Below are 20,223 nucleotides of genomic sequence, written 5' to 3' on the forward strand. Positions count from 1 at the left end.
AGCCGGGCCCAGGTCGGACCGGCGCGCCCGAGGAGGCGCCGGGCGGGCCGAGGGGGCCGAGGGGGCCGATAGGCTCGCTCCATGGTCAACCTCACCCGGATCTACACCCGCACCGGCGACGCCGGCGAGACCCGCCTGGGGGACATGAGCCTCACCTCCAAGAACGACCCCCGGCTCCACGCCTACGCCGACGTCGACGAGGCCAACGCCACCATCGGCGTCGCCGTGGCCCGCGGCGGTCTCGAGGACGACGTGGTCGCCCTGCTGACCCGGATCCAGAACGACCTCTTCGACGTCGGGGCCGACTTCTGCACCCCGGTCGTGGCCGACCCCGAGTTCCCGCCGCTGCGCATCGAGCAGGACTACGTCGACCGCCTCGAGCAGTGGTGCGACGCCTACAACGCCGACCTGCCCGCCCTGCGGTCCTTCATCCTCAACGGGGGCACCGAGGGAGCAGCCCAGCTCCACGTCGCCCGCACCGTCGTCCGTCGCGCCGAGCGCTCCGCCTGGGCCGCCTGGTCCGAGCACAGCGAGACCATGAACAAGGTCGCCATCACCTACCTCAACCGGCTCTCCGACCTGCTGTTCATCCTGGCCCGCCACGCCAACCGCCACCAGGGCGACGTGCTCTGGGTGCCCGGGGGCGAGCGTGGCTGAGCTGTCCCCCGACCGCTTCTGGTCCCTGGTCGACCTGCTCGGCGGTCGCGTCGACGCCGCGGGCGTGGCCCGCCTCGAGGAGGCGCTGCTCGCCGCCGACGTCGAGGAGACGCTGGGCTTCGCCGACGAGCTGGACGCCCTGGTCAGCGAGCTGGTGGTGAGGTGCACCGTCGTGCTCGACCCCGACGCGCAGCGCGTCGAGGTGCCCGACGAGGTCGCCGAGCCGGCCGAGCTCGTCGCCGCCGCGGTGGTCGCGGCGGGCCGCGGCACCCACGACCGGGTGCTCGCCGCCGGGCAGCCCCTGTCCTCGCGCGAGTGGGCGTGGCGCGAGGCCGCCCTCCTGCTCGAGGCGGGCATGGGCGACGAGCGCCTCGACGACCTCGCGGGCCCCGACGTGCTGCTGCAGTGGCGCACGACGCAGGTGCCCGACCGCGTCGACACCGACTGGGACGCCGATGCGCTCGGCGGGCTCGACCTCGGCGTCGACCCGACGCTCGGCGTGGTGCTGGCGCGCGACCCCGACCTCGAGGAAGCCCTGCTCCGGCTGCAGGCCGACCCGGAGTACCAGCGCCGCCGGGCCCTGATCGAGGACATCAACCTCCACCTGGTGGTGTCCGAGGTGGCCGAGCCCGAGCTCACCGCCTGGCCCGCGCCCGAGGCCGTCGAGCACGCCGTGCTCGAGGTGCCCGTCGGCACCTTCCCCCTCGACGGCTCAGCGCGCACCGACACCTACCTCGACCTCGTGGTCACCCTCGTCGTCTCGGTGCAGGAGCAGCTGGGCGACCCGGCCTAGCCGCGCGGCGCGCCGGCGCCGGGCTCCCCCGTGCACCGGCACTCCTCGCGCTGGAGCCACCAGCCGTTGCGCACCACCGCGGTGTGGGTGCAGGTCATGCCGTGCCAGTCGTGGCGGCAGCTGTCGCAGACGAGGCTCATGGTCACTCCCGGGGGGACGTCGAGACGGGGCGAGGGGCAGGCCGAGATCCTGTCCTCCGCCCTCTCCAACCGGGCAGGTGGCCCCTGGTCACGCAGCGGTGGCAGCGACCTCGCTCACACCGCGCGCTCCCGGGTGGCGAGCACGGCCACGGCCGCGGGCACCATCAGCACCGCCACCACGAGCAGGGAGTGCAGCGTCCCGACCACGTCGGCCAGCTGGCCGAGCAGCGGGGGTCCGGCGAGGAACGCGCCGTAGCCGATCGTCGAGACCACGCTCACCCGAGCCGCCGCCCGGGCGGGGTCGTCGGCGGCCGCGCTCATCCCGACGGGGAAGCCGAGGGAGGCGCCCAGGCCCCACACCACGATGCCCAGGGCGACCAGGGGCAGCGGCTCGGCGAGCACGGTCAGCAGGGTCCCTGCGCCCGCCGCCGCAGCGCTCGCCCACAGGACCCGGCTGCGACCGAAGCGGTCGAGCAGCGACGTGCCCAGCAGCCGCCCCGCGGTCATGGCGGTGACGAACGTCGCGAAGCCGGCGACTCCCAGCCACCGCGGCACGTCGTGGCCGTCGATGAGGGCCAGGGCGAGCCAGTCGTTGGCCGTGCCCTCCACCATGGCGAAGGCCAGCACCATGACCCCCAGGGCCAGGGTGCGGGGCTCCGACCACGCCGTGCGCGGCCGCCCCTCGCCGCGCGCAGAGGGGGCCTCGGGAGGCAGGAACGCGGACGCTCCGCGCACGGCCAGCACGACGGCCACGACCACGACCGCCCCGAGGTGCACCGGCATCGCGACGCCGAGGCCGCTCATCGGGATGCCGAGCACGGCGCCGCCGATGGTGCCGAGGCTGAAGCCGGCGTGGAAGCGCGGCATGACCGTGCGCGCCAGGCGACGCTCGACCTCGGCGGCCTCGACGTTCATGGAGACGTCCCAGACGCCGATGCCGACACCGTGCACGAAGAGGCCCACCGCCGCGACGGGCACCGACTCGAGCCAGAACGCCCCGCACGCGGCGAGCAGCAGCCCCGTGCCGTCGACCAGGGCACCGGCGCGCAGCACGGCGCCGGGGCTCCAGCGCCCGATGAGCCACCCGGTGCTGGGCAGGGCGAGCACGGACCCCGCCGCGATCGCCAGCAGGAGCAGGCCGAGGTCGCCGTTGCCGAGGTCGAGGCGCGAGCGCAGGTCGGGGATGCGGGAGACGAGCGAGGCGAAGAGGAAGCCGTTGAGGGCGAAGCTGAGACCGACGGCGTTGCGGGCACGACGCACGGTGGGGTCGGCCGGGATCGTCGTGGTCGTCACGGCATCTGCGCGCCCGGGGGCTTCGCCTCGAGCCAGGACTGGAAGCCGGTCAGCGAGGCCGGGGCGAGGGCGAGCTCGACCTGCCCCGCCGGGGAGTCGCAGCACACGACGACGTGGTCGGGGTAGAGCGAGACCTGCTCGGTGCCGTCGGGCTCGCGACGACCGACCAGCTCGAGGTCCTCGCGCTGCCACACGCGCTTGGGACGCGGTGAGAGGGAGAAGATGCGGAACCACTCGAGGGTCTCCCCCGAGTAGCGACCGATGCCGAGCAGCCAACCGCGACCCGGGCGCTCCGTGCGCACCCGGTGGCTCAGCTCGAAGGTCCCACCGTCGCGGGAGATGAGCCGGCGGCGCACCACCAGGGCGACGGCGTAGAGCAGCGCGAGGAGGAGCAGCAGCCCGAGTGCGTCGAGAAGCCACTGCCACAGCGGCATCCGCCCACCCCCACCCTGCGCTTGAAAGAGCAACGACCCGAGGCCCTCACCCTACTGGGGTGGGTGCCTCGGGTCGTGGCGGGGTCGTGCTGTGACGTGCAGGGAGGTGCTGGACCTCAGCGGGCCTTCTCGACCGCACGGATGCGGGCCTCGGCCCGCCGGATCCGCTGCTCGGCCTCGTCGCTGGTCGGCAGGCCACGAGCCTCGTCCAGCTCGGTCCGGGCGTTGTCGACGTCGATCTCCTCCGAGAGCACGGCGTGCTCGGAGAGGACGGAGACCCGGTCACCGGCCACCGACAGGAAGCCCCCGTCGACCGCGGCGACCACGACGCCCTCGGGCGCCGAGATCTCCACGACGGCGTCGGTGAGCAGCGAGAGCAGCGGCGCGTGACCGCGCAGCACACCCACGTCGCCCTCGACCGTGCGGGCGATGACCATCGAGGCCTCGCCGGACCACACGGTCCGGTCGGCCGCGACGAGCTCGACCTGCAGGCCGGTGTCGGACGACGCCATCAGAGGCTCTTCTGGATCTCGGCCCACTTCGCCTCGACGTCGTCCAGACCGCCGCACATGAAGAAGGCCTGCTCGGCCACGTGGTCGTACTCGCCGTCCGCGATCTTGTTGAACGCCTCGATGGTGTCCTTGACGGGCACCGTCGAGCCCTCGATGCCGGTGAACTGCTTGGCGACGTAGGTGTTCTGCGACAGGAAGCGCTGGATGCGACGGGCGCGGGACACGATGATCTTGTCCTCCTCCGACAGCTCGTCGACACCGAGGATCGCGATGATGTCCTGGAGCTCCTTGTTGCGCTGCAGGATCGCCTTGATCCGGATGGCGCAGTCGTAGTGCTCCTGCCCGATGTACTGGGCATCGAGGATCCGCGAGGTCGAGGTCAACGGGTCCACCGCGGGGTAGATGCCCAGCGACGCGATCTCGCGCGAGAGCTCCGTGGTGGCGTCGAGGTGGGCGAACGTCGTGGCCGGCGCCGGGTCGGTGTAGTCGTCGGCGGGCACGTAGATCGCCTGCAGCGAGGTGATCGAGTGACCGCGCGTCGAGGTGATCCGCTCCTGGAGCTGACCCATCTCGTCGGCCAGGTTGGGCTGGTAGCCCACGGCCGAGGGCATGCGGCCCAGCAGGGTCGACACCTCCGAGCCGGCCTGGGTGAAGCGGAAGATGTTGTCGATGAAGAGCAGCACGTCCTGGTTCTGCACGTCGCGGAAGTACTCCGCCATCGTCAGGGCCGAGAGGGCCACGCGCAGGCGGGTGCCCGGCGGCTCGTCCATCTGGCCGAAGACCAGGGCGGTCTGCCCCAGCACGCCGGCCTCCTCCATCTCCGCGATGAGGTCGTTGCCCTCGCGGGTGCGCTCGCCGACACCGGCGAACACCGACACACCGCCGTGGTCCTTGGCGACGCGGGCGATCATCTCCTGGATGAGCACGGTCTTGCCCACGCCGGCGCCGCCGAACAGGCCGATCTTGCCGCCGTTGACGTAGGGCGTCAGCAGGTCGATGACCTTGATGCCGGTCTCGAACATCGTGGTCTTCGACTCGAGCTGGTCGAAGGCGGGGGCCTTGCGGTGGATGCCCCAGCGCTCGGTGACCTCGTACTCCTCGCCCTCGGTGAGGTTGAGGACGTCACCGGTCGCGTTGAACACGTGACCCTTGGTGATGTCGCCGACGGGCACGGTGATGGGCTCGCCGCTGTCGGTGACGGTGGCGCCGCGCACCAGGCCGTCGGTCGACTGCATCGAGATGGCGCGGACCATGCCGTCGCCGATGTGCAGTGCGACCTCGAGGATCAGCGTCTTGGTCTCGCCGCCCAGGGTCAGGTCGACCGTGAGCTTGTTGTAGATGTCGGGCATCGCGTCGACGGGGAACTCCACGTCGACGACGGGGCCGGTCACCCGAGCGATGCGACCGGTGCTCCCCGACGCCGTGGTCTGGGTCTCTTCAACGATTGCAGTCATGTCTCTCACTCAGCTCTGTTCACTCGTGGGAAGCGTTGGCGTCGGCCAGGGCGTTGACGCCACCGACGATCTCGCTGATTTCCTGTGTGATGCCAGCCTGGCGGGCCTGGTTGGCGATCCGGGTGTACTTCTTGATCAGCTCGTCGGCGTTGTCCGTGGCGGACTTCATGGCCTTCTGGCGGGCGGCGAGCTCGGAGGCCGCCGCCTGCAGCAGGCAGAAGAAGATCCGGCTCTGGACGTACTGCGGGAGCAGCCCGTCCAGCACGGCCTCGGGCGAGGGCTCGAACTCGTAGAGCGGCAGCAGGTCGGCGTCGGACGGGGTGTCGTCGTCAGCGGCCTCCACCACCTCGAGCGGGAGCAGCCGCGTCGCGGTCGGCTCCTGGGTCAGCATCGACACGAAGCGCGTGTAGACCACGTGCACCTCGTCGACGTCGCCCTCCTCGCCCTGCTCCTTGAGGAAGGACTCGATGAGCGCCTCCCCCACCTCGGCCGCGACGTCGTAGGACGGCTGGTCCGAGAAGCCCGTCCACGACCGCACCACCGGACGCTGGCGGAACTTGTAGAACGCCTCGCCCTTGCGACCGCAGATGTAGAAGTCGATCTCCTTGCCCTCCTCGCGCAGCCGCTCGGAGAGGCGCTCGGCCTCCTTGAGCACGCTGGCGGAGTAGGCCCCGGCCAGGCCCCGGTCGCTGGTGACGATCAGGACCGCGGCGCGCTGGGGGTTCTCCTCCTCGCGGGTCAGCGGGTGGTCGACGTTGGAGAACGTCGCCACCGCCGAGACCGCGCGGGTGAGCTCGCGGGCGTACGGCGCGGCCGCCTGCGCCCGCTGCTGCGCCTTGATGATGCGGGACGCAGCGATGAGCTCCATGGCGCGCGTGATCTTCTTCATCGACTCCGTCGACTTGATCCGCGCGCGGTACTCACGCAGCGACAGGGCCATCGGTCAGCCCCGCTTCTGCTTGACGATCTGCTCCTGGCCGAGCTCGTCGTCCTCGAGGGCCTCGGCGGGGGCCTCGTGGCCCACCTTGATCGAGGAGCCGTCCGAGGTCTCGAACTGGTCGAGGAACGACTCGTAGGCACCGATCAGCGACTGCTCGGTGTCGTCCTCGAACTTCAGCGTCTCGCGGATGGTGGCGAGGATGCCGTCGTGCGAGCGACGCAGGTAGTCGAGGAACTCGTTCTCGAAGCGCAGGACGTCGTCGGTGGGGACCTTGTCCAGACGGCCGCTGGTGCCGAGCCACAGCGAGGCGGTCATCTCCTCGACGGGGTACGGCGAGTAGGCCGGCTGCTTGAGCAGGGCCATCAGGCGCTGGCCGCGGTCGAGCTGCTGGCGCGAGGCCGCGTCGAGGTCGGAGGCGAACATCGCAAAGGCCTCCATCGCGCGGAACTGCGCGAGGTCGACCTTCAGCGAGCCGGTGACGCCCTTCATGGCCTTGGTCATCGCCGAGCCGCCCACGCGCGACACCGAGACGCCGACGTCGATGGCCGGGCGCTGGTTGGCCGCGAACAGGTCCGACTGCAGGAAGATCTGGCCGTCGGTGATCGAGATGACGTTGGTCGGGATGAACGCCGACACGTCGTTGGCCTTGGTCTCGATGATCGGCAGACCGGTCATCGAGCCCTTGCCCATCTCGTCCGACAGCTTCGCGCAGCGCTCCAGCAGGCGGGAGTGCAGGTAGAAGACGTCACCGGGGTAGGCCTCGCGGCCCGGCGGGCGACGCAGCAGCAGCGACACGGCGCGGTAGGCCTCGGCCTGCTTGGTCAGGTCGTCGAAGACGATGAGGACGTGCTTGCCCTCGTACATCCAGTGCTGGCCGATGGCCGAGCCGGTGTAGGGGGCGAGGTACTTGAAGCCCGCCGAGTCCGACGCGGGGGCCGCGACGATGGTGGTGTACTCCAGCGCGCCGGCCTCCTCGAGGGCGCCGCGCACCGAGGCGATGGTCGAGCCCTTCTGGCCGATGGCGACGTAGATGCAGCGCACCTGCTTGTCGGGGTCGCCGGTCTCCCAGTACTGCTTCTGGTTGATGATCGTGTCGATCGCGACCGTGGTCTTGCCGGTCGCGCGGTCACCGATGATCAGCTGGCGCTGGCCACGGCCGATCGGCGTCATGGCGTCGATCGCCTTGATGCCGGTGGCCAGGGGCTCGTGCACCGACTTGCGCTGCACCACCGAGGGCGCCTGCAGCTCGAGCGCGCGACGACCGCTGGTCTCCAGCTCGCCCAGACCGTCGATCGGGGTGCCGAGCGGGTCCACGACGCGGCCGAGGTAGCCGTCGCCGACGGGCACCGAGAGCACCTCGCCGGTGCGGCGGACCGTCTGGCCCTCCTCGATCTTGTCGAAGTCACCGAGGACGACGACACCGATCTCGCGGGTGTCGAGGTTCAGGGCCAGGCCGAGCGTGCCGTCCTCGAACTCGAGGAGCTCGTTGGCCATCGCGGAGGGCAGGCCGCTGACGCGGGCGATGCCGTCACCCGCCTGGGCCACGGTGCCGACCTCTTCCTTGCTGGCGGCGTCGGGCTGGTAGTCGGCGACGTACTTCTGCAGCGCGTCGCGGATCTCCTCCGGACGGATGGAGAGCTCCGTCATCTTGGTGCCTTCTCTCTTGTCTCTTGCTTCAGGCGGTCTGGGGCGACTGGTCGCGGGTGGAGCGGTGGTGCGGGGTGCCGGTCTCTCCCAAGGGTGACCGGCGGGTGGTCATCCGGCGATGCGGCGGCGGGCGTCGTCGAGGCGAGCGGAGACGGTGCCGTCGATGACGTCGTCGCCGATCTCGACCTTCACCCCGCCGATGACCGAGGGGTCCACCACCAGGTTGAGGTGGACCGGACGGCCGTACTGGCGCGAGAGGACCTCGGTCAGGCGCTCGCGGTCGGCAGCGGAGAGCTCCCGGGCCACGCGCACCGTCGCCACGCCCTGGCCGTGGACCTCGGCGGCGACCTTCTGGTACTCGGCGAGGGCGACCCCGACGGTCCGGTAGGTGCCGGCGAGCGACTGCTTTGCCAGCGCGGCGGTGGCGCCGAGCGACTTGCCGCGCAGCAGGTCGTCGACCAAGGCACGCTTGTCGTCGACCGAGCGGGCGGGGTCGGACAGCGCGTCGCGCAGCGACGGGTTGTCCTTGACGGCCTGGGCCAGGGCGAAGAGCTCGTCGGCCAGGCGACCTGCGTCGTTGCCGGCGGAGGTCACCACCGCGACGACGCCGAGATGCTCGAGCGCGTCGGGCAGGTCGCCCGAGGAGGTCCAGCGGCGCGAGGCCGCCGAGCGGAGCAGACCCAGGGTCTCCTCCCCGGCGCGGGATCCGAAGACCTCGCCGACGATGCCCGTGCGGGCCTCGGCCGGGATCGAGCCGTCGGTGACGAAGCGCCGCAGGGCGCCCTCGCCGCGCAGGGTCGCCGCGACCGAGAAGAGCTCGTCACCGACGGTGGCGGCACGCTCGGACGAGCCGGACACGGAGGTGCCCAGCTCGTCGATGAGCGTGGCGACCGCGTCGACCGAGGCTCCACGGAAGTGCGACATCAGTTGACCCCGCTCCCGCCGGCCGGGGCCGAGCCCGACTCGAGGTCGGCCAGGAAGCGCTCGACGACACGGCTCTGGCGAGCGTCGTCCTCGAGGCTCTCGCCGACGATGCGACCGGCCAGGCCGGTCGCCAGGGCGCCGACCTCGGCCCGCAGCGAGGTGACCGCCTGCTGGCGCTCCGCCTCGATCTGGGCCTTGCCGTTGTCGACGATGCGGGTCGCCTCGGTCTGGGCCTGCTCGCGCATCTCCGAGATGATCGAGGCGCCCTGCTCGCGGGCCTCCTCACGGATGCGCGCGGCTTCGTGCCGGGCCTCGCTGAGCTGCTGCTCGAGCTCGGCCAGCTTGGCGTCGGCCTCGGCCTGCTTGGTCTCGGCAGCGGCCAGCCCACCCTCGATCGCCTGGGTGCGATCGGCGTAGGTCTTCTCGAACGACGGCACCACGAACTTCTTGACGAGCAAGAAGAGGATGCCGAAGACGATCAGCGACAGGACGATCTCGACGAGGTGCGGAACGAGCGGGTTGAGCTCGCCCTCCGCCGCGGAGGCCCTCACCACGAGGGGTGCGAACGGTGCTTGCATGGGCTAGTCCTTCCGAGGTCCTACGTGAGCGGCGAGGTCGTCAGCTGAGAACGAACGCGAGGGCGATACCGATGATCGCGAGCGCCTCGGCGAGCGCGAAGCCCAGGATGGCGATCGACTGCAGGCGGCCCTGGGCCTCCGGCTGACGGGCCACACCGGAGATGTAGGCGGCGAAGATCAGGCCGATACCGATACCCGGGCCGATGGCGGCCAGGCCGTAGCCGATCATGTTGAGCGAGCCGTTCAGAGTGCCTTCCACGGCAATCTTCCTTTCGGTTGTTCTATCTCAGGGTGGTGCAACTGTGGGTGGAGCCGGTGGTGCGGGTGGAGATCAGTGCTCGTCGGCGAGCGCGCCCTGGATGTACATGGCGTTCAGCAGGACGAAGACGTAGGCCTGGAGGAACTGCACCAGCAGCTCCAGGAAGGCGATGGCGATGAAGAGCACCCAGGCGAGGACGCCGACCGGCGCGTAGGCCAGGGACATCTCGGCAAGGATGTACTCGCCGCCGAGGGCGAAGAGGATCAGCAGCAGGTGGCCCGCGAACATGTTCGCGAAGAGACGCAGCGCCAGCGTGACCGGGCGGACCAGGATGTTCGACATGAACTCCAGCGGCACCAGCAGCACCAGGATCGGCCCGGAGAGGCCGGCCGGCACCGACTGGAGCTTGAGGTAGCCCAGGAAGCCGTGCTTCTTGATGCCTACCGCGTTGTAGATGATCCAGCTCAGTGCGGCCAGCCCGTAGACCATGCCCGCGCGGGAGAAGGTCGGGAACTGGATGAAGGGGATCGTCGCGAAGAGGTTGTTGAGCAGGATGAAGAAGAACAGCGCGAACAGGTACGGCACGAACCGCATGAAGTCGTGGCTGCCGATGATGTCGCGCGCCATCGAGTTGCGGACGAACCCGTAGGCCTCCTCGCCCACGAACTGCAGCTTGCCCGGCACCATCGCCCGCTTGCGCGAGGCGAGGTAGAAGAAGCCGAACACGAGCACCGCGGCCAGCACGAGCTGGAGCATGGGCTTGGTGACGGCCAGCAGCTGGGTCTGGCCGAGGAACTCGTAGGACCCGAAGTCGCCGCCGATTCCGGGCAGGTCGAAGTCCGCGGGACCCGGCGGGGTGAAACCCTCGCTGGCGGGGATGAGGCTGCTCAACGTGTCTCCTGTGTCTGCGTCAACGGGTGCGTCACTGCTGCGCCTGCTGGTCGTGCGGCTGCTGCTCGTGGTGCGGGGCGTGGTCCCGGGTGTCGGGCTGGGCGCCGGGCTTGACGTAGGGCTGCGGTCGGAACCGCGCCCAGGTCTGGTAGAGGCCCAGGGTGATGCCGGTCAGGATGCCGACGACGACGAGGAACTGGGTCCCCCACCACCGGTCGAGCCCCCATCCGATCCCGCCGTAGACGAGCACCCCCGAGACCAGGTAGCCGAAGGCCAGCCACGGGTCGCCCTGCACGTCTCCCGTGGGGGACGTGGTGGGGTCGGGGTCGCTCTGCCCGGAAGGAGAGTCTTCAGGAGCCATCGCGCGTCGGACAATAGCAGCCGCCATGGGTCAGCGATCACCCGCCCGGGCGGCACCGGACGCGGACGTCCGGTCATCGTGGACGTCGATGGAGGACGAGTCCGTGAGGGCGTAGACAGGGATCCTCAGCCGCGTGGTCAGGACGATCTGCGCGACTACCCAGGTCAGGGTGCCGCCCACCACTCCGGCCGCGGCCCAGGGGGCCGACAGGGCCCCGTCCAGCGCGCCGCTGCGGGCGAGCACGAGAAAGGCGAGGCCGGCGACCACCACCTGGAGCAGGTAGGTCGTCAGCGCCACGACCAGGGTGAGCCCCGGCGCGACGGTGGCCACCGCGTCGACGGCCAGGGACCCGAGCGCGAAGACCGCGACGACGACGCCAGCACCCACGATCGCGCCGTAGGCCGCCGGGGCCCCGGAGACGACGGCACCCAGGCCGGCCAGGACCACGCCGGCTCCCACCGAGACCGCCGCGCCTCCGAGGAGCACGGGGGCCACGCTGGTGCGCGGGTCCTGCTGCGACTCGGTCGTCATCGTCGGCGGCCGTTCTCTGGGGGCGGGAGCGGGGGTCGAGAGGCGTTCTGCGCGGTCGTGACCGCGCTCGTGAAAACTATCACAAGGCCTCCCCGGGGACCCAAACCGCAGGTCAGACGGGGTCCGTGACGCCGGCCGGACGGTGCACACGGGGCAGGAGGAAGGTCAGTCCCGCGGTGGCGGCGGTGGCGACGAGGAGCACCACCAGCACCCAGGCGCCGGTGTAGAGGCTGGCCAGCACAGTGCCGAAGGCGACCAGCGCGGCCCAGAGCCACATGATGAAGACCGCGCGCCGCTGCGAGTGCCCGATCTCCAGCAGCCGGTGGTGCAGGTGCTGCTTGTCGGGGGCGAAGGGCGAGCGGCCGGCCCGGGTGCGGCGCACCACCGCCAGCACCAGGTCGAGCAGCGGGATGACGAGGATGGAGATCGGCAGCAGCAGCGGCAGCAGGGTCGGCAGCAGGCTGGCCTGACCGCCCGAGGCGCCCTGGGAGATGTCGGCGCCGGCGAACTGGCCGGTGAGGGTCACCGCGGAGGCCGACAGGACCAGCCCGATGAGCATCGACCCGCTGTCGCCCATGAAGAGGCGGGCGGGGTTGAAGTTGTGGGGCAGGAAGCCGGCGCACGCGCCGGCCAGGGCCACGGCCAGCAGGGCCGCCGTGGTGGCGCGAGGCGCGTTGTTGGCCACCGTGAGCTGGTAGCAGAAGGCGAAGAAGGCCAGCGCCCCGATGCCCACGACGCCGGCGGCCAGCCCGTCGAGACCGTCGACGAAGTTGACCGCGTTGACGGTCGCCACCACCACGAAGCCGGTGAGCAGCGCCCCCTGGGCGGGGTCGAGGGAGAACACGGTGCCGGCGGTGGTCGGGAAGAAGTAGAACTGCACCCCGAAGGCGATGAGGAAGCCGGCGGCCAGCACCTGGCCGCCGAGCTTGGTCAGCGCGTCGAGCTCGAAGAGGTCGTCGAGGACGCCGACGGCGCAGATCAGCGCGCCGGCGATGAGCACGATGCCGGCGTCGCGGAAGACGAAGGCGCCGCTCGCGGAGAGGAACGGCAGCTCGCGCGCCACCAGGTAGGCCGCGACGAGGCCCCCGAGCATGGCCAGCCCCCCGAGGTAGGGGATCGGCTCGTCGTGGACGTCGCGGTCGCGCACCCGGGCGACGGCACCCGTGCGCAGGGCGATCTCGCGGGCGATGACGGTGAGCAGGTAGGTGACCGCAGCGGCGACCAGGAAGACCAGGACGTACTCGCGCACGGCTCTCGTCAGTCCCCGTGGGTCAGGGTCGCACCGAGCGGCTCGAGCACCTCGTTGAGCTGCTCCAGCGAGAGGGCGCCCAGCCGGAGCACCCGACCCTGGGCGCCGGTGACGTCGACGATCGTGGAGCTCTCCCCCACCGGGGACTCCCCCGCGTCGACGATGACGGCGACGTCCTCACCGAGCATCTCCTCGGCCTGGTCGGCGTCGGTGGCCGCGGGCATCCCCGTCTTGTTGGCCGAGCTGACGGCCAGCGGGCCGGTGCGCTCGAGCACCTCCCGGGTCAGCTCGTGGTCGGGCATGCGCAGCGCGACGGTGGCCCGGGTGTCACCGAGGTCCCACTGGAGGGAGCCCTGCTGGTGGCACACCAGGGTGAGCGGGCCGGGCCAGAAGGCCTCGACCAGGGCGCGGGCGTAGCCGGGGATCTTGGTGGCCAGCGCGTCGATCGTCGTCGCCGAGCTGACCAGCACCGGCGGTGGCATCTCGCGACCCCGCCCCTTGGCGGCCAGCAGCTCGCGGACCGCGGCCGGGTCGAAGGCGTCGGCGGCGATGCCGTAGACGGTGTCGGTGGGCAGCACGACCAGCAGGCCGCGCTGGACGGCGAGGGTCGCGGCCTCGACGGCCTCCTCGCGCTCCTCGTCGGTGGTGGTGGCGTAGCGCAGCTTGTCAGTCATCGCCGCTCATCGTGCCAGTCTCGCGGTCGTGAAGCGCGCACGCCCTGCCAGGTCGGTGTGGTCGCGCACGTCGGCCCACCGCCCGGCGGCCACGAAGACGGCCGGCGCGGACTGCCCCTGCACGTCGGCGTGCTCGGCGCCCACGACGCCACCGGGGCGCAGCAGCTGGGCCGCCCGCACCGCGAGCACGCGCATCGCGTCGAGCCCGTCGTCGCCGGAGAACAGCGCCAGGTGGGGGTCGTGGTCGCGGGCCTCGGGGGCCACGGACTCCCACGCCTCCAGCGGCACGTAGGGCGGGTTGCAGCTGATCACGTCGACGGTGCCCCGCAGGTCCTCGAAGGCCGTGGCCATGTCGCCGCGGCGCAGCTCCACCCCGGTGCCCGACAGGTTGCGCTCGGCCCAGGCGTGGGCGCCCTCGTCGAGCTCGACGGCGTGCACCCGCGCGTCGGGCACCTCGTCGGCCAGCGCGCGGGCGATGGCGCCGGAGCCCGTGCAGAGGTCGACCACCACGGGCTCACGGCCCTGCGCCAGCACCGCGCGGGCGGCGTCGACCGCCCACCCGGCCAGCAGCTCGGTCTCCGGGCGGGGCACGAAGACCCCGGGGCCGACGGCCAGCTCGACGTGGCGGAACGCCGCCGTGCCGGTGAGGTGCTGCAGCGGCTCGCGCGAGGCGCGGCGCGCCACCAGGGCGTCGTACGCCGCGAGCGCCGGGCCACCGACCCGGTCGACGAGCACCAGCCGGCCGCGCGTGGTGCCCAGCACGTGCGCCAGCAGGGCGTCGGCGTCGTGCTCGGGCGAGGCCACCCCCGCCTCGCGCAGGCGCGTGCTGGCCGCGGCGAGCACCTCGCGGCGCGGCCGGTCGGGCCCGGGGCTGGACACCTCAGTCCTCGAGCGCGGCGAGCCGCGCGGCCAGGTCGGCCTCGACGCTGGAGGCGATGACGGGCTCGAGGGCGCCGTCGAGCACCTGGTCGAGGTTGTAGGACTTGTAGCCGGTGCGGTGGTCGGAGATGCGGTTCTCGGGGTAGTTGTAGGTGCGGATCCGCTCGGAGCGGTCGACGGTGCGGACCTGGCTGCGACGGGCGTCGCTGGCCTCGGCGTCGGCGGCCTCCTGGGCCACGGCCAGCAGCCGGGCCCGCAGGATGCGCAGTGCCTGCTCCTTGTTCTGCAGCTGCGACTTCTCGTTCTGGCAGCTGGCCACGATGCCGCTCGGCACGTGGGTGATGCGCACCGCGGAGTCGGTGGTGTTGACGCTCTGTCCGCCCGGGCCGCTGCTGCGGAAGACGTCGATGCGCAGGTCGTTGTCGTCGAGCTGCACGTCGACCTGCTCGGCCTCGGGGAGCACGAGCACCCCGGCGGCGCTGGTGTGGACCCGGCCCTGCGACTCGGTGACCGGCACCCGCTGGACGCGGTGCACGCCGCCCTCGAACTTCAGCAGGGCGTAGGGCGCCTCCCCCGGCTCCGGGGTGCCCTTGGCCTTCACCGCCACGGTGACCGACTTGTAGCCGCCCAGGTCGGACTCGGTGGCGTCGAGGACCTCCAGCGCCCAGCCACGGGTCTCGGCGTAGCGGGTGTACATCCGCAGCAGGTCGCCGGCGAACAGCGCCGACTCCTCGCCGCCCTCGCCGGACTTCACCTCGAGCAGGGCGTCCTTGTCGTCGGCGGCGTCGCGGGGCACCAGCAGGCGGCGCAGCCGCTCCTCGGCCACGACCCGCCGGGCCAGGAACTCGTCGGCCTCCGCCGCGAAGGCGGGGTCCTCGGCGCCGAGCTCGCGGGCCGCCTCGGCGTCCTCGCCCAGACCGGTCCACTCACGCCAGGCGGCGATGACCGAGGACAGGGCGGCGTAGCGCTGGTTGAGGCGCTTGGCCAGCCGGGCGTCGGCGTGGGTCTCGGGCGCGGCGAGCCGGCGCTCGAGCTCGGCGTGCTCGCCGAGCATGCCCTCGACTGCCTCGAACACGGAGCCTCCCGGGTGCTGTGAGCGGTGCTGGTGCGGCGTGGGTTGGAGAACCTGGTGGTACGACACGAGCGCCGGCCCCCGTCACGGTGGACGGGGACCGGCGCTCGAGGAGGACTACTTCTTGGCAGCCTTGGCGTAGCGGGCCTCGAAGCGGGCGACGCGGCCGCCGGTGTCGAGGATCTTCTGCTTGCCGGTGTAGAAGGGGTGGCACTGCGAGCACACGTCGGCGCGGATCTCGCCGGACTCCTTGGTGCTGCGGGTCGTGAACTGGGCGCCGCAGGTGCAGGTGACCTGGGTGTCCACGTAGGTCGGGTGGATGTCGCTCTTCATGCTGTCCTCATCTCCTGTTCCCGTCTCCGGGAGGGCGCCGGGTCGTCGGCGCGGGATGCGCGGACGTGAACCGGTGCCAGGTGGTCATTGTGCCAACGTCGGGCCCGGCGTCCCAATTCCCTGGTGCGCCGAGCGCTCGGGCAGGCGCACCACCACCGTGGTGCCGCGCCCCTCCTCCGAGGTGATCCGCACGTCGCCGCCGTGCTTGTCGACGATGGTCTGCACGATGCGCAGCCCGAGGCCCGTGCCGGCGATCTCGTTGTCGACGGCGTTGGAGGCGCGGAAGAAGCGGCCTCCCAGCTGGTCGACCTCGTCGGCGGGGATGCCGATGCCGCTGTCGCTCACCGTCACCCGCACCATGGCCTCGTGCGCGCTGGCCGCCACCGTCACCACCGAGCCCGGCCGGCTGAACTTCACGGCGTTGCCGATCACGTTGAGGAAGGCCCGCGCCAGCATCGCGCGGTCCATGAGCACCCACAGCGGGTCCTCCGGCTCCTCGACCTCCACCCGCAGGTCGCGACCGGCCGCCGTGATGGCCACGTCGGTGAGCACGTCGCGCAGCAGCAGGCGCACGTCGCCCTGCTCGAGGCTCGTGCTGCGTGCCTCGGCCCGCGACAGCGTGAGCAGGTCGTCGATCAGCAGCCGCAGGCGGGCGACGTTGCGCGTGGTCGCCTCCAGCATGCGCTGGTGACGGGGCCCCATCGCGTCCTCGAACTCCTCGGCCACCATCTCCAGGTAGCCGCTGATCGTCGTCAGCGGCGTGCGCAGCTCGTGGGAGACGTTGGAGACGAAGTCCTCGCGCGCCGTGTCGAGCTCGCGCAGCTCGTCGTGGATGTGGGCCTCCACGGCCCGCGCCCGGGCCTGGGCGTCGGCGAGCTCGTTGAGCGCCGCCGCGACGGCGCGGACCTCGCGAGTGCCAGCGTCGCCGGCCCGCACCTCAAGGCGACCCGCGGCCATGTCCTGCACGACCGTCTCGAGGTCCTGCAACGGCCGGGAGAGGTCGCGGCGCAGGTCGCGGCGCGCGCGCGTCACCACCAGTCCGGCCAGGGCGGTGAGGAGCAGGGTCGCCGCGATGGTCGCGCCCACCAGCCACCAGGCCCGGGTGCGGGCCTGCGCGGTGAGGTCGTCGAAGGCCCGCGCGGTGACGGCGTGCTCCGCGCGGTAGCGGGAGAAGAGGTCCTGGCCCAGGGCGAAGCGCGCGGGGTCGAAGGTCTCGGGTCCGCCGGGGGCGGCGGCGCGCGGGTCGGCGTACTGGTCCAGCCAGCGCTGCCCGGCCTCGAGCTCCGAGGCCAGGAGCGGCTGGAGGTCGGGCTCGGAGGCCGCGAAGTCGGCGACGTCCCGCTCGTGGCCGGGCAGGCGTGCGGCGGCCTCGCGGTAGTCCTCCAGCGCCGCCGCGTCGCCGCTGCGCGCCCACGCACCCACCGCGGACTCCAGGTCGGTGAGGTCCTGGAGCACCTCCTGGTGGGCCTCCGCCGCGGGAGTCACCTCCGAGGTCACCCGCGACACCGCCTGGGCGGCCAGCAGCATCCCGCCCACCGCGACCACGGCCAGGGCCGCCACGACGACCAGCAGCCGGCGCACCGCCAGGCCGACGAGGTCCTCGACGCTCACGGCGTGCGCCCCGCTCCGCCTCATCGGGTGCGGGTGAGCAGGGCCTCCACACGCGACGCCAGCTCGCGCGGGCTGAAGGGCTTGGTGATGTAGTCGTCGGCACCGGAGTCGAAGCCCGACTCGACGTCGGACTCCTGCGCCCGGGCGGTCAGCAGGATGACGGGCAGATCGGCCAGCGACGGGTCGGCCCGGATGGACTTGATCGCGTCGAGGCCCGAGACCCCCGGCATCATGACGTCGAGCACGGCGAGGTCGGGGCGCGAGGCCTGGCAGGCGGCCACCGCGGCCGCGCCGTCACCGACGGCGGTGATCTCGTGACCGAGCATGCTCAGCTTGAACTCGACGAGCTCTCGGATGTCGACGTCGTCGTCGGCCACCAGGATGCGGGCCACGTGGTCAACCTTTCGGGAGTTGCACGGCAGGACGGGTCGAGGGGAGCCGTCAGCGTAGCCGTCCCCGGCCCGGCGCGCGCCGGAACGTCCCTCCCCCGGCCACACGGGGGCCGCTGGTCCGGACCGGTGAGGGCCCGGACCAGCGGCCGCGGGCGCTCAGGCCCGGCCGCGACCGGTGGGAGCCGCAGCGGTGGTGCGCTGGACCTGCATGAGCAGCTCGATGTTGGTGGAGGTGCCGCGCAGGCGCTCCAGCAGCAGCTCCTGGGCGGCCTGCGGCTCGAGGGCGGCCAGCTCGTGACGTAGGGCCCACACGATGTCGACCTCCTCGGCGCCCATGAGCAGCTCCTCGCGCCGCGTGCCCGACCGCGCCGCGTCGACCGCCGGGAGCAGCCGCTTGTCGGCCAGGTCGGTGCGCAGCCGGATCTCGGCGTTGGCCGTGCCGGCCAGCTCCTCGAAGATCAGCTCGTCGATCGGGGAGCCGCTCTCCACGACCGCCGTGGCGAGGATCGTGAGGGAGCCGCCGTCCTCGACGTTGCGGGCGGCGCCGAAGAACCGCGTCGTGGGGTGCAGCGCGGCGGCGTCGACGCCACCGGGCAGCACCCGCCCGCTCGAGGGCAGCGAGAGGTTGTAGGCGCGCCCCAGCCTGGTCAGTCCGTCGAGCAGGACCACGACGTCGTGGCCGAGCTCGACGAGCCGCTTGGCCCGCTCGATCGCGAGCTCGGCGACCATCGTGTGGTCGCTCGGCGGGCGGTCGAAGGTCGAGGCGATGACCTCGCCCTTCACCGACCGCTCGAAGTCGGTGACCTCCTCGGGACGCTCGTCGACGAGCACGACCATCAGGTGGCACTCGGGGTTGTTGGTGCTCACCGAGCGCGCCACCGACTGCAGCACCGTCGTGCGGCCGGCACGGCCCGGGGCCGCGAGCAGCGCCCGCTGCCCCTTGCCCAGCGGGGCGGTGAGGTCGAGGGCACGGCCCACGACGTCGGCACGGCCGGTCTCGAGCCGCAGCCGCTCCTCGGGGTGCACCGGCGTCAGCGCGGCGAACTCCACGCGGTGGCGGGCCGTGTCGGGCTCGGCGCCGTTGACGGAGTCGATGCGCACCATCGGGTTGAACTTCTCCTTGCGCTCGCCCTCGCGGGGCTGGCGCACCTGCCCGACGAGCGCGTCACCGCGTCGCAGCCCGAACTTGCGGACCATCGACAACGACACGTAGACGTCGTCGGTGCCCGGCAGGTAGCCGCTCGTGCGGACGAAGGCGTAGTTGTCGAGCACGTCGAGGATGCCGGCCGCCGGCACGAGCACGTCGTCGTCGAGCACCTGGGTGTCGGGCTCGTTGCGCCCGCCGCCCGCCGCGCGCGGACCCCGCTCGCGGTCACGTCCCCGGCGGCGGCGGTTGCGTCCCGTGCCGCCCTCGTCGTCCTGCTGGTCGGCGCCCTGGCCGTCGCGGTTCTGCCCGTCGCGGTTCTGCCCGTCGCGGTTCTGCCCGTCGCGGTTCTGCCCGTCGCGGTTCTGGCCGGCCTGGTCCTTGCCGCCCTGGCCGCCCTGGTCGTTGCCGCCCTGGCCGCGCTGGTCCTTGCCTTGCTGGCGGTCCTGCTGGCGGTCCTGCTGCCGGTCCTTGCCGCCCTGGTCGTTGCCGCCCTGGCCGCGCTGGTCCTTGCCCTGCTGGCGGTCCTGCTGCCGGTCCTTGCCGCCCTGGTCGTTGCCGGCCTGGCCCCGGTGGTCCTTGCCCTGCTGGTCCTGCTGTCCCTTGCCGGACTGCTTGCCCTGCTGGTCCTGGTCCTGCTGGCCACGGCCCGCCTGCTTGTCCTGACCGCGCTGCTGAGGGTCCTGCTGCCGGTCCTCCTGCCGGTCCTGCTGCCCGTCCTGCTGGCGGTCCTGCTGTCGCGCGGCCGGAGCGTCCGGGGCCGGCTGGTCGGCCGACCCGGTGGCGGCGCGCTCGGCACGCCGCTCGCGCACCCGGGCCGAGCGGCTCTCCTGGCGCACCTGGGTCGTGCCGCCCGGGCCGGCGTCGGCGGCGGCAGCGGGCGCCGCGTCGGCGGCCGCACCGTCGGTCGGCACGCTGGCGGTCGGTGCGCCGTCCGACGGGGCGGCCGTCTCGCCGGCGCTCGCCGTACGCCGCGAGCGCGTGGTGCGCGGCGGGGTCTGGGCGGGAGCGTCCGCCGCCGGGCCGGCCGCACCGGCCGACTGGGCCGAGCGGATCGCGTCGACGAGCTGAGCCTTGCGCATCCCGCCCGCGCCGGCGACGCCCATGCCGGCCGCCAGCGCCTTGAGGTCGGCGAGCAGCATGGAGTTGAGCCCACCTCCGCGCTTGCGGGGGGCGTCGCCACCTGCGGGCGCGGGCGAGGTGGGGTCCGGGGTGTCCGTCACGTGAGGGTCCTTGCCACGTATCGATGCGGGGTCCTCGGCCGGGCGCGGAGAGGCCGGCGACCGAGGGTCTGGCTCCCCCGTGGGGCGTCCGACGGCCGGGATCCGGTCGTGCGGACGATCCGCCGGTGAGGACGGGGATCGGGGGAGGTTCCGCGCCCGAGAGGCCGAGCAGGCTGGGGACGATGCCCCCGGTGCCGGCCGAGAGAGCTGCGGCGTGCGGTCAATGTAGCAC

The 20,223-nt window shown here is 72.5% G+C and carries 23 protein-coding genes; 2 read left to right on the forward strand and 21 right to left on the reverse strand.

The features are described from left to right. The first annotated feature begins 81 nt into the window (after positions 1–81). Positions 82–657 carry a cob(I)yrinic acid a,c-diamide adenosyltransferase gene (locus tag IR170_RS02670; RefSeq protein ID WP_193661097.1) on the forward strand — a complete coding sequence of 192 codons (576 nt, stop codon included), beginning with the start codon at positions 82–84 and terminating at the stop codon, positions 655–657. Next, positions 650–1,450 carry a hypothetical protein gene (locus tag IR170_RS02675; protein WP_193661098.1) on the forward strand — a complete coding sequence of 267 codons (801 nt, stop codon included), beginning with the start codon at positions 650–652 and terminating at the stop codon, positions 1,448–1,450. The genes IR170_RS02670 and IR170_RS02675 overlap by 8 nt, the downstream gene beginning before the upstream one ends. Here IR170_RS02675 and IR170_RS02680 read toward each other — a convergent pair. The 21 genes from IR170_RS02680 to rho all read right to left on the reverse strand — a co-directional run bounded on the left by IR170_RS02680 (position 1,447) and on the right by rho (position 19,991). Beyond that, a complete protein-coding gene (locus IR170_RS02680; protein WP_193661099.1) occupies positions 1,447–1,590 on the reverse strand; it encodes a hypothetical protein in 144 nt (47 codons plus the stop codon). The two genes, IR170_RS02675 and IR170_RS02680, sit on opposite strands and share 4 nt — an antisense overlap. Before the next feature lie 114 nt (positions 1,591–1,704). After that, the gene (locus IR170_RS02685) at positions 1,705–2,883 is read right to left on the reverse strand and encodes an MFS transporter (RefSeq protein ID WP_319804884.1); all 1,179 of its coding nucleotides are present in this window, start codon (positions 2,881–2,883) and stop codon (positions 1,705–1,707) included. Then, entirely contained in the window at positions 2,880–3,317 is a 438-nt protein-coding gene (locus IR170_RS02690; RefSeq protein WP_056903841.1) for a DUF2550 domain-containing protein, read from the reverse strand. The genes IR170_RS02685 and IR170_RS02690 overlap by 4 nt, the downstream gene beginning before the upstream one ends. Positions 3,318–3,433: 116 nt before the next feature. After that, positions 3,434–3,829 (reverse strand): F0F1 ATP synthase subunit epsilon, encoded by a 396-nt coding sequence (locus tag IR170_RS02695; protein WP_056864127.1) that lies wholly within the window; start codon positions 3,827–3,829, stop codon positions 3,434–3,436. Next, positions 3,829–5,283: a F0F1 ATP synthase subunit beta gene (gene atpD, locus IR170_RS02700; protein WP_056864126.1), complete on the reverse strand. Its 1,455-nt coding sequence runs from the start codon at positions 5,281–5,283 to the stop codon at positions 3,829–3,831. Before atpD ends, IR170_RS02695 begins: the two co-directional genes overlap by 1 nt. A gap of 19 nt (positions 5,284–5,302) precedes the next feature. Then, on the reverse strand, positions 5,303–6,223 hold the full coding sequence (locus IR170_RS02705) for a F0F1 ATP synthase subunit gamma (RefSeq protein ID WP_193661100.1): 921 nt from the start codon (positions 6,221–6,223) through the stop codon (positions 5,303–5,305). A 3-nt stretch (positions 6,224–6,226) separates the two neighbouring features. Further along, entirely contained in the window at positions 6,227–7,870 is a 1,644-nt protein-coding gene (gene atpA, locus IR170_RS02710) for a F0F1 ATP synthase subunit alpha (RefSeq protein ID WP_056864124.1), read from the reverse strand. A gap of 108 nt (positions 7,871–7,978) precedes the next feature. Continuing rightward, positions 7,979–8,794 carry a F0F1 ATP synthase subunit delta gene (locus IR170_RS02715; protein ID WP_193661101.1) on the reverse strand — a complete coding sequence of 272 codons (816 nt, stop codon included), beginning with the start codon at positions 8,792–8,794 and terminating at the stop codon, positions 7,979–7,981. Beyond that, complete coding sequence (locus tag IR170_RS02720; RefSeq protein ID WP_193661102.1) at positions 8,794–9,372, reverse strand: F0F1 ATP synthase subunit B; 579 nt, start codon at positions 9,370–9,372, stop codon at positions 8,794–8,796. The genes IR170_RS02715 and IR170_RS02720 overlap by 1 nt, the downstream gene beginning before the upstream one ends. Positions 9,373–9,412: 40 nt before the next feature. Then, entirely contained in the window at positions 9,413–9,601 is a 189-nt protein-coding gene (atpE, locus tag IR170_RS02725) for an ATP synthase F0 subunit C (protein ID WP_193661572.1), read from the reverse strand. 102 nt (positions 9,602–9,703) lie between these two features. After that, a complete protein-coding gene (gene atpB, locus IR170_RS02730; protein ID WP_193661103.1) occupies positions 9,704–10,522 on the reverse strand; it encodes a F0F1 ATP synthase subunit A in 819 nt (272 codons plus the stop codon). A 31-nt stretch (positions 10,523–10,553) separates the two neighbouring features. Beyond that, on the reverse strand, positions 10,554–10,883 hold the full coding sequence (locus tag IR170_RS02735; RefSeq protein ID WP_156697861.1) for an AtpZ/AtpI family protein: 330 nt from the start codon (positions 10,881–10,883) through the stop codon (positions 10,554–10,556). Positions 10,884–10,913: 30 nt separating this feature from the next. Beyond that, positions 10,914–11,414 carry a hypothetical protein gene (locus IR170_RS02740; RefSeq protein WP_193661104.1) on the reverse strand — a complete coding sequence of 167 codons (501 nt, stop codon included), beginning with the start codon at positions 11,412–11,414 and terminating at the stop codon, positions 10,914–10,916. Between the two features lie 112 nt (positions 11,415–11,526). Then, positions 11,527–12,663, reverse strand: coding sequence for a glycosyltransferase family 4 protein (locus tag IR170_RS02745; RefSeq protein WP_193661105.1), 1,137 nt, complete (start codon positions 12,661–12,663; stop codon positions 11,527–11,529). Between the two features lie 8 nt (positions 12,664–12,671). After that, a complete protein-coding gene (locus tag IR170_RS02750) occupies positions 12,672–13,337 on the reverse strand; it encodes an L-threonylcarbamoyladenylate synthase (RefSeq protein ID WP_056864117.1) in 666 nt (221 codons plus the stop codon). Between the two features lie 6 nt (positions 13,338–13,343). Further along, positions 13,344–14,216: a peptide chain release factor N(5)-glutamine methyltransferase gene (gene prmC / locus IR170_RS02755; protein ID WP_193661106.1), complete on the reverse strand. Its 873-nt coding sequence runs from the start codon at positions 14,214–14,216 to the stop codon at positions 13,344–13,346. A 1-nt stretch (position 14,217) separates the two neighbouring features. Continuing rightward, the gene (prfA, locus tag IR170_RS02760) at positions 14,218–15,291 is read right to left on the reverse strand and encodes a peptide chain release factor 1 (RefSeq protein ID WP_193661107.1); all 1,074 of its coding nucleotides are present in this window, start codon (positions 15,289–15,291) and stop codon (positions 14,218–14,220) included. Between the two features lie 114 nt (positions 15,292–15,405). Beyond that, positions 15,406–15,621: a 50S ribosomal protein L31 gene (gene rpmE / locus IR170_RS02765; RefSeq protein ID WP_056864114.1), complete on the reverse strand. Its 216-nt coding sequence runs from the start codon at positions 15,619–15,621 to the stop codon at positions 15,406–15,408. 84 nt (positions 15,622–15,705) lie between these two features. Then, positions 15,706–17,232 (reverse strand): sensor histidine kinase, encoded by a 1,527-nt coding sequence (locus IR170_RS02770; protein ID WP_193661108.1) that lies wholly within the window; start codon positions 17,230–17,232, stop codon positions 15,706–15,708. 20 nt (positions 17,233–17,252) lie between these two features. After that, the gene (locus tag IR170_RS02775; protein WP_082500230.1) at positions 17,253–17,624 is read right to left on the reverse strand and encodes a response regulator transcription factor; all 372 of its coding nucleotides are present in this window, start codon (positions 17,622–17,624) and stop codon (positions 17,253–17,255) included. 156 nt (positions 17,625–17,780) lie between these two features. Further along, positions 17,781–19,991 carry a transcription termination factor Rho gene (gene rho / locus IR170_RS02780; protein ID WP_193661109.1) on the reverse strand — a complete coding sequence of 737 codons (2,211 nt, stop codon included), beginning with the start codon at positions 19,989–19,991 and terminating at the stop codon, positions 17,781–17,783. Positions 19,992–20,223 lie beyond the last annotated feature (232 nt).

The organism is Nocardioides kribbensis (assembly GCF_015070375.1).
In the GTDB taxonomy this organism is placed as follows: Bacteria; Actinomycetota; Actinomycetes; order Propionibacteriales; family Nocardioidaceae; genus Nocardioides; species Nocardioides kribbensis.

Coding starts and splice junctions, on each gene's coding strand:
- IR170_RS02670 (WP_193661097.1), top strand. CDS start 82: ATGGTCAACCTCACCCGGATCTACACCCGCACCGGCGACGCCGGCGAG.
- IR170_RS02680 (WP_193661099.1), bottom strand. CDS start 1,590: ATGAGCCTCGTCTGCGACAGCTGCCGCCACGACTGGCACGGCATGACC.
- IR170_RS02690 (WP_056903841.1), bottom strand. CDS start 3,317: ATGCCGCTGTGGCAGTGGCTTCTCGACGCACTCGGGCTGCTGCTCCTC.
- IR170_RS02695 (WP_056864127.1), bottom strand. CDS start 3,829: ATGGCGTCGTCCGACACCGGCCTGCAGGTCGAGCTCGTCGCGGCCGAC.
- atpD (WP_056864126.1), bottom strand. CDS start 5,283: ATGACTGCAATCGTTGAAGAGACCCAGACCACGGCGTCGGGGAGCACC.
- IR170_RS02705 (WP_193661100.1), bottom strand. CDS start 6,223: ATGGCCCTGTCGCTGCGTGAGTACCGCGCGCGGATCAAGTCGACGGAG.
- atpA (WP_056864124.1), bottom strand. CDS start 7,870: ATGACGGAGCTCTCCATCCGTCCGGAGGAGATCCGCGACGCGCTGCAG.
- IR170_RS02715 (WP_193661101.1), bottom strand. CDS start 8,794: ATGTCGCACTTCCGTGGAGCCTCGGTCGACGCGGTCGCCACGCTCATC.
- IR170_RS02720 (WP_193661102.1), bottom strand. CDS start 9,372: ATGCAAGCACCGTTCGCACCCCTCGTGGTGAGGGCCTCCGCGGCGGAG.
- atpE (WP_193661572.1), bottom strand. CDS start 9,601: ATGATCGGCTACGGCCTGGCCGCCATCGGCCCGGGTATCGGTATCGGC.
- IR170_RS02735 (WP_156697861.1), bottom strand. CDS start 10,883: ATGGCTCCTGAAGACTCTCCTTCCGGGCAGAGCGACCCCGACCCCACC.
- IR170_RS02740 (WP_193661104.1), bottom strand. CDS start 11,414: ATGACGACCGAGTCGCAGCAGGACCCGCGCACCAGCGTGGCCCCCGTG.
- IR170_RS02750 (WP_056864117.1), bottom strand. CDS start 13,337: ATGACTGACAAGCTGCGCTACGCCACCACCACCGACGAGGAGCGCGAG.
- rpmE (WP_056864114.1), bottom strand. CDS start 15,621: ATGAAGAGCGACATCCACCCGACCTACGTGGACACCCAGGTCACCTGC.